We start from the raw sequence: 13633 nt of genomic DNA, 5'->3' as shown, positions 1-13633 counted from the left end.
CTGCTGGAATTTCGCGGGATGAGGACCATGCGGCGCCATTGAGGTGGTGGGTGCCTTCGGCCTTTGTGGCGGCCACCGTCGCGCGCTCGCCTTGCGTTCGCCGCCGGAACCTGAGAGAGGAGCGACATGAACGGGAAGGTCTGCATCGTCACGGGCGGCAACACGGGTATTGGCAGGGAGACCGCCCGCGGCCTCGCGCAACGCGGCGCGAAGGTGGTGCTGGCGTGCCGCGACATGGGCAGGGCGGAGGCGGCGCGCGACGACATCGCGGGCACCACGGGCAGCAAGGACGTGGAGGTGATCGCGCTGGATCTCGGGAGCAAGGCGAGCATCCGCGCCTTCGGAGAGCGGTTCCGCGCGACGCACGAGCGCCTCGACGTCCTGGTGAACAACGCGGGGGCGTGGCTGGGCTCGCGCGGCACGACCGGGGACGGGCTCGAGGCGACGTTCGGGGTAAACCACGTGGGGACGTGGCTGCTCACGCAGGAGCTCCTCCCGCTGTTGAAGAAGAGCGCGCCGTCGCGGATCGTGGTCCTGTCCTCGGCGCTGCACTACCGCGGCCGGATGGATTGGGACGATCTTCAGTTCGAGCGGCGGAAGTACAGCACGACCGCGGCGTACAACCAGTCGAAGCTCGCGAACGTGCTCTTCACCAAGGCGCTGGCCCGGCGGCTCGAGGGCACCGGCGTCACGGTCAACGCCGTCCATCCGGGCGTGGTCGCGACGGACCTGATGCGCGATTACCCGAAGCTCCTTGTGAAGCTTTTCCACCTGTTCCTGCTCACGCCCGAGCAGGGCGCCGCGTGCTCGCTGCACGTGGCCACGGCGCCGGAGCTAGGCGGGGTGACGGGGGAGTACTTCGAGAAGAGCCGCATCAAGCCGGCTGCGACGGCGGCGCTCGACGAGGCCGCGCAGGAGCGGCTCTGGGCGCTGACCGAGGCGCTGGCGACGTAGCGCCGCGCGGCGACCGGCGGCGTAGCGCGATGCTGCGATGTCTCCTATCCGCCCGCGTAGCGAGCGCGCTCGGCCCACCGGCCCTCAGGGGCAGCTCGGTCGCCACGCGTCGTCGGCGAAGTACCTGGCGATGAGGTCGTGGAGCGGGCGATCGTAGTCGCGCAGCTCGGCCCGGGTGTCGATCTCGTTGTGGATCCCGTTCGTGGGGATCGCCTCGGTGTTGGCGTCGAACCAGGACTGGACCCCCTCGGCCCAGTATTCGTCCTTGTTCGTCGCTGCGTAGGTGTTCTCCCATTTCCCGGCCTGGAGCGCGGCGTCGAAGACGTCCTCGAGCTCGGTGTCGAACGTCGGCTCGACGAACGCGATGCCCATGATCGCGATCGCGTGCGAGAACTCGTGCACCAGGATGTCCTCGCCGAGGTACGGATCGCTCGGATAACACAGGACGTTCTCCTCGGCGCAGGAGCTCGCCGGGCGGGCGGGGGTCGCGCCGAGCCCGCGGGCCCGCGTGTCCCAGTCCGTGCCCGGGAACGCCTCGTAAAGATCGCTGTGCTCGGGGATGTCGGTTGTCACCTCCGTCTCCGCCATCACAGCGACGCGCGTGTGGTTCTCGATCATCGCCTGACGCACGTCGTCGCGACGGCCGAGCATGCGGATGACCACCGAGCACGTGCGCAGCAGCGCCGCGTCAGGCACCTTCTCGGAGCTGATGACGGGGATCCCCGCGGCGTTGACGTGCTTCTTGTAGAAAGGGTCGAATCCCAGCTCGGGCGGCACCTCCGAAACGCTCCCGCACGCGCCCTCGGGCTCTCCTCCGCCACCGCCGCCGCCGGGCCCGGCGCCCGTCGTGGCGCTGGAGGTCGCGCCTTCGGCCGCGCTCGAGCTGGCCTCCGCGGCGCCGCCGGAGCCGCCGCTTCCGGCTGGCCCGGCGCCACCTCCGCCCGCGCCGCCCTCGTCGGCCGGCGACTCCGAACAGGCGGCCAGGGCGCAGGTGAGGAGAGCGATCAACGCAACGCGTCCATGCACGCTTTCACGCATGGGCGCGATGCTACTTGAGCTCAAGCCAGCATCCAAGTCGCGCGCCGACGAATGGGCAGTTGACCGTGTGAGCGTGCGCGGCCCCCCTGGCGGTGACGGCGCAGGAGCTGGCACAGGCCGGCGCACGGCGAGCCGCGCCGTGCGGCCGAATGACTGGATTCCACGAGCTTTTTGCGCCGCGCCGGGCGCCGGTCGGCGCGGCACGCCGCGTGCTGGCGGGGCGGGCATATGACGGGAGCACACATGCCGGAGCGCTCACCCCAGGATCACTTCGCGCCTCCATGGCGCTGCGCGCGCGTGGGGGCCACCCTGTTGTTGCTCTCCATCGGCGTCGGCTGTCCGGGCAAGACGTACCATCCGCCAGGGGAGCCGCCGATGTGCGACTTCGAGCTCCCTTTGGCCGCCGCGCCTGCGCTGAGCGGCGAACTTCGCATCAACGAGGTGATGACCGGCAACGACGGCGCCTGGGTCGACGAGCTCGGCGAGACGGACGATTTCATCGAGCTGATCAACGTGGGTAAGCAAGCGCTCGCCCTCGGGGAGTACTACCTGAGCGACAAGTCCGGCAAGGCGACGCAGCTGCCGACGATGACGCTCGGACCGGGGCGAACGGTGCTGTTCTGGGCCGACGACGCGCCGGAGCAGGGCCCGCTGCACCTGCCGTTCAAGCTCTCGAACTCGGGCGCGCGCGTCGCGCTGTGGTCGGCGCCGTGCCAGCTCGCCGACCTTGTGGATGTGCCGGAGCTGCCGCGGTCCGAGAGTTATGCGCGCTTGCCCGACGGCACGGGCGAGATGTCGATCTGCCGCTACGCCACGCCCGAGCGGGAGAACGGCGAGACCTGCGATCCGCCGGATCCGCCGAACCTCGACGACGGCATCGTCTTCGCGCCTTTCCAGTGGCCCGAGCCGTACCCGGCCATCGCCGGGCCGCTGGTCATCTCCGAGCTCTCGCTGCGACCCGCGGGGTTCGTCGAGGTGCTGAACGCGAGCGACGCGCCGGTCTCGCTCGACGGCTTCGCGCTGCGCCTCGCGACGCTCTCTCCGGGGCAAGCGCTGCCCGGCGCCGCCGCGGGCGTGCTGCTCGCGTGGCCAGAGCCGTCCGCCACGCTCGCGCCCGGGGAGCGGGTGAGCGTGCCGGTGAGCGCGAGCGACACGGCCGATCTCGAGGCCTCGCCCGAGTTCGAGGGGGTGGCGACGCTCTGGCGCGCGGACCGGCCGGAGCCGAGCGATCGCATCGACTTCATGGCATGGCCCGAAGGCGCGTCGCTGGCCCGCGTGCCCGACGCTGCCGGGGCGCCGCGCTTCTGCGAAGCGGCGAGCCCCGGCGCTGCGAACGAGGGCTGCGTCGAGCTCGCGGGCCGTGAGCTCGCGAGCGGGCGCACGCACCGGCTGGAGACGGCCGGCGACTTCGCCAAGCTGGCCGAGGGCGGCACCGCGGTCGGCGAGCTCGGCGTCAAGTTCGTTGTCGATATGGCCGCGAACGACACCGTGCACCTGCTCGGCACGCGAGCGTGGGCGCTCCACTACAGCTGGGTCCGCGAGCAGATCCAGAAGGAGCCCCACCTCGATCGCTGCGACCCCGAGCAAGCCGCGGAGTTCAACCTCGGCTGGGGGCTGTTCAGCCAGAGCGAATACTACCGGGCCGAAGGCCGACGCTACCTCCTGGGCACGCTGGTGGAGCACACAAACGGCGCCAAGACCGTCGAGTTCTCGCCCGGCGACCAGATCGTCGGCGCGCAGATGCGGCGCGCGTTCTTCGCGGCCATGAAGGCGGTGCCCGACCCGGAGGCGTGGGCGATACGGCCCACCGAAGGGCGCCAGATCCTCGAGATGCGCACGATCGACGGGACCGTGCCCATGGTCGGGCCGAACGCGCCGTACAAGGGGCTCACGTTCCAGTCGCTCAACCCGGCCGAGGGCTTCGGCACGCTGACGTTCGTCCCGGCGCGCGATCTGGAGACGGCCGAGCTCGGACCGAACGTGATCGTGGTGACCGACGACGTGCCGAACGAGACGGCGTTCATGGGCGGCCTCATCACCGAGGCCTTCCAGACGCCGCTCGCGCACGTGAACGTGCTGGCGCGCGGCCGAGGAACGCCGAACATGGCCCTTCGCGGCGCGCGCGACGACGAGCGCCTCAAGGCGCTGTTCGGCAAGCTGGTGCGGCTCGAGGTGCGCGCGTCCGATTTCGACATCCGCGAGGCGACAGCGCAGGAAGCGGACGCTTATTGGGAGGCGCGCAAGCCGACCGGCGAGCGGCTCTCGCCGGCGCTCGACCTCTCCGTGCGCGGGATCGTGCCGCTCGACGCCGCGGGGTACGCCATGGCCGACAGCATCGGCTCGAAGGCCGCAGGCATGGCCGAGCTGTACCGCGTGAGCGGCGTGGGGCAGTATTGCCCGACCGACCTGCTGCCGCTGTTCGTGCCGCCCGCTGCGTTCGCGATCCCGTTCTCACACTACATGGATCATTTCCAGGCGAGCGGCGCGGCGGCGCTCCTGGCCGAGCTCGAGAAGGACCCCGAGTTCCGCGCCGATCCACACGCGCACGCCGAAGGGCTGGCGGAGGTGCGGGCGAAGATGATGGCGCACCCGGTGGATCCCGGGGTCTTGAGCCAGGTCACGGGCGCGATCGAGCAGCGCTTCGGCGGCGACCGCGTGCGCCTGCGCAGCAGCAGCAACACCGAGGACCTGGCCACGTTCAACGGCGCGGGCCTGCACACGTCGACGAGCGGCGACCTGGACGCCGAGTCGAGCTCCATCGAGGACGCGCTGCGCACGGTCTGGTCGAGCCTGTGGAACACGCGCGCTTACGACGAGCGGGAGTTCGGCCACGTCGACCAGGCGCGCGCGGCCATGGCCGTGCTGGTGCACCAGGCCTGGCAGTCGGAGCGCGCGCAGGGCGTGGCCATCAGCCGCAACGCGCTCGACGCCACCCGCGACAGCCAGTTCTACATCAACGCGCAGATCGGGGAGGCCTCGGTCACCAACCCCGCGCCGGGCGTGACCAGCGACGAGATCGTGTACACGCCGCCGCCTCGCACGATCAAGGCGGAGTACCACACGCGCTCGAGCCTGTCGCGCGGGCGCGACGTGCTGTCGTTCCCGGAGATCCAGCGCCTCGGGTGCGTGCTCGAGTCCGTCCACAATCACTACCGTCCGCTGGTGGACCCGAAGGGGGAGAACCACCTCTACGCGATGCAGATCGAGTGGAAGCTGGTCGGTCCGGAGCGCCGGCTGCTGGTCAAGCAGGCGCGGCCATACAGCTTCGGCACGCTGGAGGCGCCCGGCGACTGCCGCGAATACTAGGCTCGCCAGGCCGCTCTCATTGGAGGAAGACCGTGATCGGCTGCAAGCTCGTGGTGGTCGAGCGGTTCGCCGGGTCCGTGAAGCAGGCTGGGTGATAGATGCCGTTCTTTTCGGCGATGGGGTCGCAATAGGCGGTGCACGAGCCAAGAATACGGATCATTCCGCACGGTTGGATGGCTCCGGTCGTCTCGTCGACATGTCCGGCCGCGCACTCGCGCAGGGCCTCGCGTGAGTGTGCGTCGTTGTCTGGGACATGACAGGCATAGAGCGCCGGCGAGCTTCCATAGATATTGCCCCAGAACGCGCCTTCCTCCTTCGTGAACATGAGCAGCTCCGGCGAGTTCTGTTTGTTGATCGCCTTGGTAGGCCCGCGAGCGGAGAGCATGACGCGGATGCCGTAATAGTTTGTGCGCGCCGCGAGGCACGCCGAGACCCAACGCTGTCCGTATACATCGAGGGGATCCCACGCCCAGCTCGTCGCGAGTCCGAGCACGCCTGTGTAGATTTCGTCGTGGGCGATCCCGGAGGCGTCGGTCCAGCGGAAGCTGAACGATTGCGAGCTGTCGAGGGCGCATTCTACGGTGTACCTCAGGTGCTCGCGTGAGAGGGCGCCGTCCGGCCCCGGGTTCAGGATCGCGTCCCGCGCCGTCGGGCTGAGGGCGCTGGGGCTCAAGGCGCCGACGGCCAACGCGTTGGGGTTGAGCGCGTTGGGGTTGAGTGTGTTGGAGTTGAGCGCGGTGGAGCTGAGCGCGTTGTAGCTCAGCGCGTTGGGATTCAGCGCGTTGGGATTCAGCGCGTTGCCGGCCTCGAGCGCGTTCGCCGCTTCGCCCAAGGGCGGTTCCAGCTCCTCTACGTCCGCGCCGCATCCGGTTCCGGCCAGAACGATGAACGGTAGGAGCTCCACCATGTAAATTCGAGCCATATCAGTCCCCCACTGAAAAGGCTGCATTTTTGGTAATAGTGGCAGAGTGCACTGGCATTGTCGAGGGAGCGGGCCGAAGTACTGACGTCCCACGGACAGATGTGTGGAGTGTGAGGAGGACGTTGAGGGCAGGCTCGGTTCTGCCCCTGACTGATCTCGGGTATGTCATTGGGGACAAGGAGATCGCGCGGGGCTCGGCGCGGCTTTGGGGCGCGGCATGGGCCGGCAGCGGGCCCATGCCGACGCTGGCTCGGAGGTGCTGACGACGAGCGTTTACATGCGCGCCGTCGGCCACTAGCTTGGCGAGCAGCGAGGTGCCCATGTCCACGTCTGCCGAAGGTCCGAAGTCGAGCGAACACCTCACCCCCGTGCGATGGGGCGTCCTCGGGGCGAGCAACTTCGCGTTGAAGGTCAGCCTACCCGGCATGAAGCGGGGGCCCCTGACCCAGCTCGCCGCGCTGGCGTCGCGCGACACCAGCAAGGCGCGCGCCGCCGCGCAGTCGCTCGGGATTCCGAAGGCGTACGGCAGCTACGATGAGCTGCTCGACGATCCGGAGATCGACGCCATCTACAACCCGCTGCCCAACCACCTGCACGTGACGTGGACGGCGCGCGCGGCCCGCGCCGGCAAGCACGTCTTGTGCGAAAAGCCGATCGCGCTCAGCGCCAAGGACGCAGCGGCGCTCGTCGACGTCCAGCGCGAGACGGGCAAGCTGATCGCGGAGGCGTTCATGCTCCGCAGCCACCCCCAGTGGCAGCAGGCCAGGGACTGGGTGCGGAGCGGCCAGATCGGCGACCTTGTCGGCGTTCAGATGGCGTTCTCGTATTTCAACCGCGACGCCGAGGACATCCGCAACAGGAAGGAGGCCGGGGGCGGCGCGCTCTACGACATCGGCTGCTACGCCGTGAACACGTCGCGCTTCCTGTTCGGACGCGAGCCCGTGCGGGCGATGGCGCTCGTCGAGCGCGATCCCGAGTTCGGCACCGATCGCTTGACCTCGGGCCTGCTCGACTACGGCGGCGCGCACCTGACGTTCACGTGCAGCACGCAGGCAGTGGCCTATCAGCGCGTGATCGCGCTCGGCATCAAGGGCCGCATCGAGATCGAGATTCCGTTCAACGCTCCCGCCGATCAGCCGTGCAAGATCTTCCTCGATGACGGCTCGACGCTGAGCGGCAGCTCGGCCAAGATCACCTCGTTCCCCGTCGTCGACCAGTACCACCTGCAGAGCGAGGCGTTCTCGCGCGCCATCCGCACGGGGGGCCCCGTCGAGAATTCGATCGAGGTGGCGGTCGGCAACATGCGGGTCATCGACGCGCTCTTCCGCTCCGGCGAGAGCGGGCGCTGGGAGAGGGTCTAGAGCGCCGAACGGGTTGAAGCTTGCCTGAATTCAATGGGTTGTAAGCCCCAACCGATCTTCCAGGAAGCAAGCTCCAAGGGCAAGGAATGCGGGAAAGAGAGCAACCGCAAGGGCGCAAGGGGCGCAAGGGACCAGAGACGAGATATTTTCTTGCCTTCCCCTTGCGCCCCTCGCGCCCTTGCGGTTGCTCTTCCCTTCTGTTGATTTCCTCGGGACTCCGACGTGATCGGTGCGGTAGCGGCGCCCGGCGCGCCGAGCCGGGCGATCACCAACGTAAACGTTCGGATGTAGGAGAACGCGGCGGGAAGCCTGGTGAATGCTGATGCTGGGCGGGGAAAGGGAGGCCGCGTCAGCGCGAGACGGCGCCGAGCTCCACGAACGCCCGATCGGTCATGACCACGAAGGGGCGCTCGTCGAAGGTCAAGCCGCCCTTGCCATCGTGATCGACGATCTGCAGCTTGCCCATGCCGTAGCCCATCGGCCCTCGCGAATAGTAGTGCGCCTGCAGGGTGTAACGGCTGGCCCGTCGCTCCCGGGGCGCGCGGATGGTGAAGCACTCGGGCCCATAGCCGGTGGTCACGTCGGCGTAGAGGCGCCCGCCGCTGGGCAGCGTCGGGCTGTCGTAATAAGCGTGGCCGCCGCGATCGTCGCGGATGTGGAAGTCGACGTCGTTGGCGTCGGTCTCCCAGTTCAGCACGAAGCGGAGCGAGGGCGCGGCTTCGAGCGCGGCGCCTGCCTTCGCGAGGCGGGCCAGGACGGCTGCGCGGCGCGCAGGCTCCGCCTTGATCCACGCCGCGGCGACAAGGCCGAGATCCTCGCGCAGGATGCTCTCCACGCCCGCGAAGCGCCCCGGCGGGTAGCGGCGCGCGAGGCCCGCCGCGAGCGCGTCGAAGGCGGCGGCGTGCTCGCCCCGCTTGAGGCGGGCGAACGCGAGCAAGCGGTGGCTGGAGGGGTGGTCGGGGCGCTGCTCGCGCGCCTTCTCGTACGTGTCGACCGCCAGCTCGAGGCCGGCGCCGCCCGCGAGCCGCTCGAGGCGCGCGCCGGCGAAGCGGCGGAGGTCCGCGCGCGCCGGGAACAGATCGATGAGCGAGCCGTACGCGCGTGCGGCGCCCGGCGCGTCGCCCGCCGCCTCGAGCGCGTCGCCGAGCGCGACGAGCGCGAGCACGTCGCCGGGGGCCTCGGCGTGCCAGGCCCGCGCGTCGCGCGCCGCGGCCGGCGCGTCGCCCCGGGCGAGGGTGTCCTGGATCTGCTTGAAGCGGCCGGTATACGGATCGACTCGAGGGGGCGCGGCGTCGGGGTCGGCCGGCGCGGGCACGACGCTCGGTGGCGAAAACCGGATCGGGAACACGACGTCGACGTTGCCGCCCTCGGGCGCGGGGAAGATCACGTCGTGGAAGCCGCGGACCACGCAGGAGACGACGGTCCCGTCGGGCAGATCGGAGCCGCCGTCGCGCGCGTTCACGATCGCGCCGCGCTGGTCGATGGTGAAGCGCACGACGACGCGGCCTTGCAGGTCCGGGTCGCGCTGGAGCCCGCGCTCGTAGCAGAGGCGGAAGCGGCCGAAGTTCTGGCGGACGATGCGCTGGATCACCTCCGGCGGGAGGCGACCGCTCACCTGGGTGGCGCCCATGCGAACCATCGGCGCCGTGGTCCTGTGGGCACCGCCGAGGCGGCCGTGCCCGCTGCCGAAGCCCTGGCCGGCACCCGTGGCCGACGCGGCGATCGGCGCGGGCGCCGCGGCCCCGCTGCCGTGGCCAACGGATCCGAGTTCGCCGAGGCCGATGCCCTCGCCGCGACCGCCGCCGCCCTCGCCGACACCCGACAGCCCGAGCCCGCCGGCTCCCCCGCTGACGCCTGACAGCCCGAGCCCGCCGGTGCTCGCGCCGGCGCCCGACGCCCCGAGCGGGTCCGCGCCGAAGGCGTAGTCGACGTCCTCGCGGGCGGCAGGAGCCGGCGGCGCGGCGGCAGGGCGCCGGCCCGCGCTCGGTCTAGGCGACGCGTCGGCAGCCTGGGCGGGGGCGACGTCGGCGCGCGTGCCAGGCGAAGCGCTGGCGCTCGGGTTCGCGAGCGGCGCGTCGGCCCGCGGCTTGTCGGCCTGCGGCCGCGAGCGCCTCTGCACGGCGATGTGGCCACCCTCCACGGTCAGGATGTCCGAGAGGCCGCGCCGGGCGATGTCGAACCGCGCGTAGTCGTGCTCGGTCTCCAGCACGAGCAGCGCGGTGTACGGGCTCAGCACCCGGTGCGTGATCGAGAGGTCGACGATCTGGTCGCGGATCGTGCCCTGGTTCCCCGCGGCGGCCTCTCGGGCGAGGAGATCGTCGATCTTCGCCCGGGCCCACGCGCGCTCGAGCAGCGGGCGCTCCACGCTGCGGAGGTCGGGCGTGGTGGTGCGGCCGTCGACCGTGATCCGGACGGGCAGCTCGGCCGGCACCTCCGCGTACACGAGCGTCTCGTCGCCGGGCTGCACCCCGTTCAGGGTGCGGGGCCAGACCCACCGCGCGCCCTCGACGTTCACCGCGATCCCCGAGCGCGTGGCCGAGCCGAGCCGCCGTTCGATCTCGGCCGCACCGCGCGCGCCGTCGACCACGGCCCCGTCGCGGGGCAGGCCCGCCGCGACGAGCTGCCGGAGCGCGGCGTCGTCGCGGAGGCCGCCGAGCGCGACCGCGTCGAGCCGCTCGACCCCCGCGCCCCGCAGCGCCGCCGCGGCGCTGCGCAGCGCGCCCGGCGCGACCTCGCCCGCGGTGGCGATGCCGTCGGAGAGCACCACCACGCGCCGCTGGCCGCGGGCGCGCGCGCGTTCGCCGGCCCAGCGGAGCGCGCGCCCGAGATCCGAGGCGCCCAGCGCTTGCCGCTCGCGGATCCGCGCGATCTCCGCCTCGCCGAACGCCGACGCCGCGCCGTCGAAGAGGGGGGTGACGGCCTGGTCGTAGCAGGCGACGGCGAGCGGCGCGTCCGGGCCGCCGGCCTGGGCGACCGCCCGCGCGACGGCCGCGAGCACGCCGAGCTGCTCCTCGAGCCCGAGCGCTCGCGAGGCGCTCGTGTCCACGACGATCACCGCGGAGGCGAGCGGATCGGGCCGCGCGCGCTCCTCGAACGGCGCGCGCACGCGGGCGAGCACGAGCCCGCCGCTGCGCAGGCCGCCCCGCGCCTCGATGCGCGCGGGATCCACAACGAAATCGGCCTCGGGCGCGGCGTCGTTCCGGCGCAGCGCGTGGACGGGCGCGGCGGCGCGAGCGACGGTGGCCTCGAGATCGAGGCGGCTCACCGTGGGCAGGCCGCGCAAGGGGATGGTGAAGGGCGCGTCCGGGCCGAGCTCCTGGGAGTACGACAGCACGATGTGCTTCACGCCGCGCGCCGGGATGGGGAAGACCCGCGCGCTCACCTCGTTGCCCGCCGCCTGCTCGAGCAGCGCGGGATCCTGCTTGCGGTGGAGGAAATCCTCGTACGCCTCGCGCGCGCGCTGGCGCTCGACCACCTCGCCCTCCTGCCACCGATCGCCGATCTTCATGGCGAGGCGCCCGAGGCTCGCGCCGCGCGGCAGCGTCACGCTGAAGGTGCCCTCGAGCTCGCGATCCTCGGGGTTCTCGAAGGTGAGGTGCAGCTCGGCGAGCGCGAGCGGCGCCTCGATCACCGCGCGGCCGGTGAGCGCGACGAGGCGCAGCCCGGTGCCGTCCGCGGCGGTGAGCCGGATCGGCGCGTCCTCTGCGCGGCGCGCCGCGACGGCCGGCGCGGCGGCCAGGGGGCGCGGTGCGGCCGGCCCGGGCCCGCGTGTGAGCGCGGCGGGGGAGGTGGGCCGCGAGGGGCTGTCGGCGCAGCTGGAGAGCGCGGGGACGAGGACACCGATCGCGGCGAGCGCCGCGCGGCCGCGGAGGAGGGCTCTTAGCACAGGGGATCTCCGATCGTGGCGCGGCGGGCCGAGCCTGAGCGCGGGCCCGCCGGCGGTGGGGCAGGGCGATCGACAACCCGGGCGCGCGGGAGGTTCCCGCATCGGCGACCGCAGCCGAGCGGCGAGCCACTCGGCGCGGTCGGTGCGGCGTGCAGGGGCATGCAGGGGACTTGCATCTTTGCGGAGGAGCGAGCCATAGCGGCGCCGCGCGGGGGATCACGCCAACGCTCAGCACCAGATTGACGAAGAGCGGTCGATGCGCCGCGCTGTAGTGTGCAGCGTGCGCTTGAACTAGATTGCAGCGCTGCTTATGCAGCTCCTGAGCCTCTTACCCGCCGAGCGCACCTCGCTGCGCGCGTCGGGCGCACCGTCGCGGCGCCGCAGGATCATCCCCGTCTTCCTGCTGGCGCTGGCGGCCGCGGCGTGCGGCGGCGGTTCGCGCGGCGACCCCGAGCGCACGCTCGACGGCGGCGAGGGCGGCGCCGGTGCCAGCGGCGGCGCTGGCGGCGAAGGCGGCGCCGGCGCTCAGGGGGGAGGCGCCGGGAGCGCGGGCCAGGGCGGCGCGCTCTGCCACGACTACACGCGCTTCGAGGCCGGGCGCACCGTGGAGTTCCGGACGGAGGTGCTGCCGCTCCTGCAGCGCTCGTGCGCGACCGGTGCCGCCTGCCATGCCGACATGCGCGGCGACCCGACGCGGCCCTACCTGGGCCCGACCGCGGGCACGCCGCCCGCGCAGGTCAGCGCGACGGAGCTCGCCGCCATCCAGGCGCAGAACGTGGACGTCGACTCCGGCGAGGCGTCCGGCATGAGGCGCGTCGCTCCGGGGGATCCGGAGCACAGCTATCTCATGCACAAGATCGATGGAACGCTGGAGTGCGGGCTCGTCTCGTGCGCCGAGGGCTGTGGCCTCGGGATGCCGCCGACGCTGAAGCCGCTCTCGGCCGACGAGAAAGACACGGTCCGTCGCTGGATCGCCCATGGCGCCGTGGTCGACTGAGGGGGATACCCACGGCGATCGATGCTTTCACTGCAAAGGAGATCCGTCACGATGTCTCATAGGAAACGTTCGCTGCCGTTCACACGGTGCATTCTCGCCACGGCGAGCGTCCTGATAGCCCTGGGTTGCGGCGACGACGAGGAGATACGGCCGGTCCAGACGGCCGCCGGGTTCCGCCCGCTGCCCACCGTCCCCACGGGGGAGGCCAGGGAGCTCGATCTACCGCGGGCCCAGCCCCCGCACCCCTATCCCGACCTGCCCGAGGCGGTCAGCTCCTTCGGCGCCGTCCTCGTCGACGACACGATCTACACGTACGGGGGGAACCTTGGAGGAGGCTTCGCCGCCGAACACCAGTCGACCGCGTTCCGGCGGCTCTCCCTTGCGCAGGGCGGTGCCTGGGAGGACCTCGGGGTGGCGGGGCACCTGGAGAGCATGGCGCTCGTGGCCCACGGCGGCTTCATCTACCGTATTGGCGGCCTTCGCGTGGACAACGCCGCCGGCGAGCCCGAGGATCTCACCTCGGTGGCGACGGTCGAGCGCTACGATCCGCGCGAAGGGAAGTGGTCGGCCATGCCGGACATGCCGGAGGGGCGCTCCGGGCACGGGGCCGTGGTGGTGGGCGACCGGCTGTACGTCGTGGCGGGCTGGACGCTCGCGGGCCCCGGCGAGCTGCTGACCACAGGGGCCTCGCTCGACCTGTCGACGCCCGACGCGGCGTGGGTCCCCATGCCCGAGGCGCCGTTCGCGGTCCGCTCGCTGGGCGTCGCGAGGCGCGGTGACACGATCTATGCGCTCGGCGGCGTCGGCGAGGAGATGGCGTTCTCGAGCGAGGTCTACCAGTTCGACACGAAGACCGAGACCTGGTCGCCGGGCCCGGCGCTCCCCTCGGAGATCCCGATTGCGGGCTTCGGCGCGACGGCGTGCAACGACGAGCGGGACCTCTACGTCAACTTCGCCGACGGCCTCTTCCGGCTCAACGAGGCGGGCGACGGCTGGGAGCCCGCGGGATCCCCCGAGTTCACGCGGTATTTCAGCCCGCTGCTCTGTCCTGGCGGCGGCGAGGTGATCGTCCTCGGAGGGCGATCCACGGCGGACAACGAGCTGACCACCTCCGTCGAGTCCGTCGACGTGGCGCGGTGATCTTCCTGTGTCCCTCGGTTGGAGCCGGT

At 71.6% G+C, this 13633-nt stretch carries 8 protein-coding genes; 5 read left to right on the top strand and 3 right to left on the bottom strand.

Annotated features, from left to right (window positions below; all coding sequences use genetic code 11):
- The first annotated feature begins 126 nt into the window (after nucleotides 1–126).
- Complete coding sequence (locus WME90_RS28170; protein WP_437275107.1) at nucleotides 127–954, top strand: SDR family oxidoreductase; 828 nt, start codon at nucleotides 127–129, stop codon at nucleotides 952–954.
- Between the two features lie 84 nt (nucleotides 955–1038).
- On the opposite strand, the gene WME90_RS28165 is transcribed toward WME90_RS28170, so the two are convergent.
- The gene (locus tag WME90_RS28165) at nucleotides 1039–1962 is read right to left on the bottom strand and encodes a hypothetical protein (protein WP_437275106.1); all 924 of its coding nucleotides are present in this window, start codon (nucleotides 1960–1962) and stop codon (nucleotides 1039–1041) included.
- A gap of 273 nt (nucleotides 1963–2235) precedes the next feature.
- Between WME90_RS28165 and WME90_RS28160 the strand changes: the two genes are divergently transcribed.
- The gene (locus tag WME90_RS28160; protein ID WP_437275105.1) at nucleotides 2236–5298 is read left to right on the top strand and encodes a PEP/pyruvate-binding domain-containing protein; all 3063 of its coding nucleotides are present in this window, start codon (nucleotides 2236–2238) and stop codon (nucleotides 5296–5298) included.
- Between the two features lie 16 nt (nucleotides 5299–5314).
- Here WME90_RS28160 and WME90_RS28155 read toward each other — a convergent pair whose 3' ends face one another.
- Nucleotides 5315–6205: a hypothetical protein gene (locus WME90_RS28155; protein WP_437275104.1), complete on the bottom strand. Its 891-nt coding sequence runs from the start codon at nucleotides 6203–6205 to the stop codon at nucleotides 5315–5317.
- A 335-nt stretch (nucleotides 6206–6540) separates the two neighbouring features.
- Between WME90_RS28155 and WME90_RS28150 the strand changes: the two genes are divergently transcribed.
- Nucleotides 6541–7581 (top strand): Gfo/Idh/MocA family protein, encoded by a 1041-nt coding sequence (locus WME90_RS28150; protein ID WP_437275103.1) that lies wholly within the window; start codon nucleotides 6541–6543, stop codon nucleotides 7579–7581.
- 349 nt (nucleotides 7582–7930) lie between these two features.
- Here the strand turns inward: WME90_RS28150 and WME90_RS28145 are convergent, their stop codons facing one another.
- The gene (locus tag WME90_RS28145; protein ID WP_437275102.1) at nucleotides 7931–11467 is read right to left on the bottom strand and encodes an AgmX/PglI C-terminal domain-containing protein; all 3537 of its coding nucleotides are present in this window, start codon (nucleotides 11465–11467) and stop codon (nucleotides 7931–7933) included.
- 310 nt (nucleotides 11468–11777) lie between these two features.
- Here WME90_RS28145 and WME90_RS28140 point away from each other — a divergent pair, with 310 nt between their 5' ends.
- Nucleotides 11778–12464 carry a hypothetical protein gene (locus WME90_RS28140; RefSeq protein WP_437275101.1) on the top strand — a complete coding sequence of 229 codons (687 nt, stop codon included), beginning with the start codon at nucleotides 11778–11780 and terminating at the stop codon, nucleotides 12462–12464.
- 51 nt (nucleotides 12465–12515) lie between these two features.
- Nucleotides 12516–13604: a Kelch repeat-containing protein gene (locus WME90_RS28135; protein WP_437275100.1), complete on the top strand. Its 1089-nt coding sequence runs from the start codon at nucleotides 12516–12518 to the stop codon at nucleotides 13602–13604.
- Nucleotides 13605–13633: the final 29 nt, after the last annotated feature.

It is taken from the genome of Sorangium sp. So ce375, from assembly GCF_051473855.1.
In the GTDB taxonomy this organism is placed as follows: Bacteria; Myxococcota_A; Polyangia; order Polyangiales; family Polyangiaceae; genus Sorangium.
Note: the sequence above shows the minus strand (reverse complement) of the source record. Positions and strands in the feature narration are given on the sequence as shown.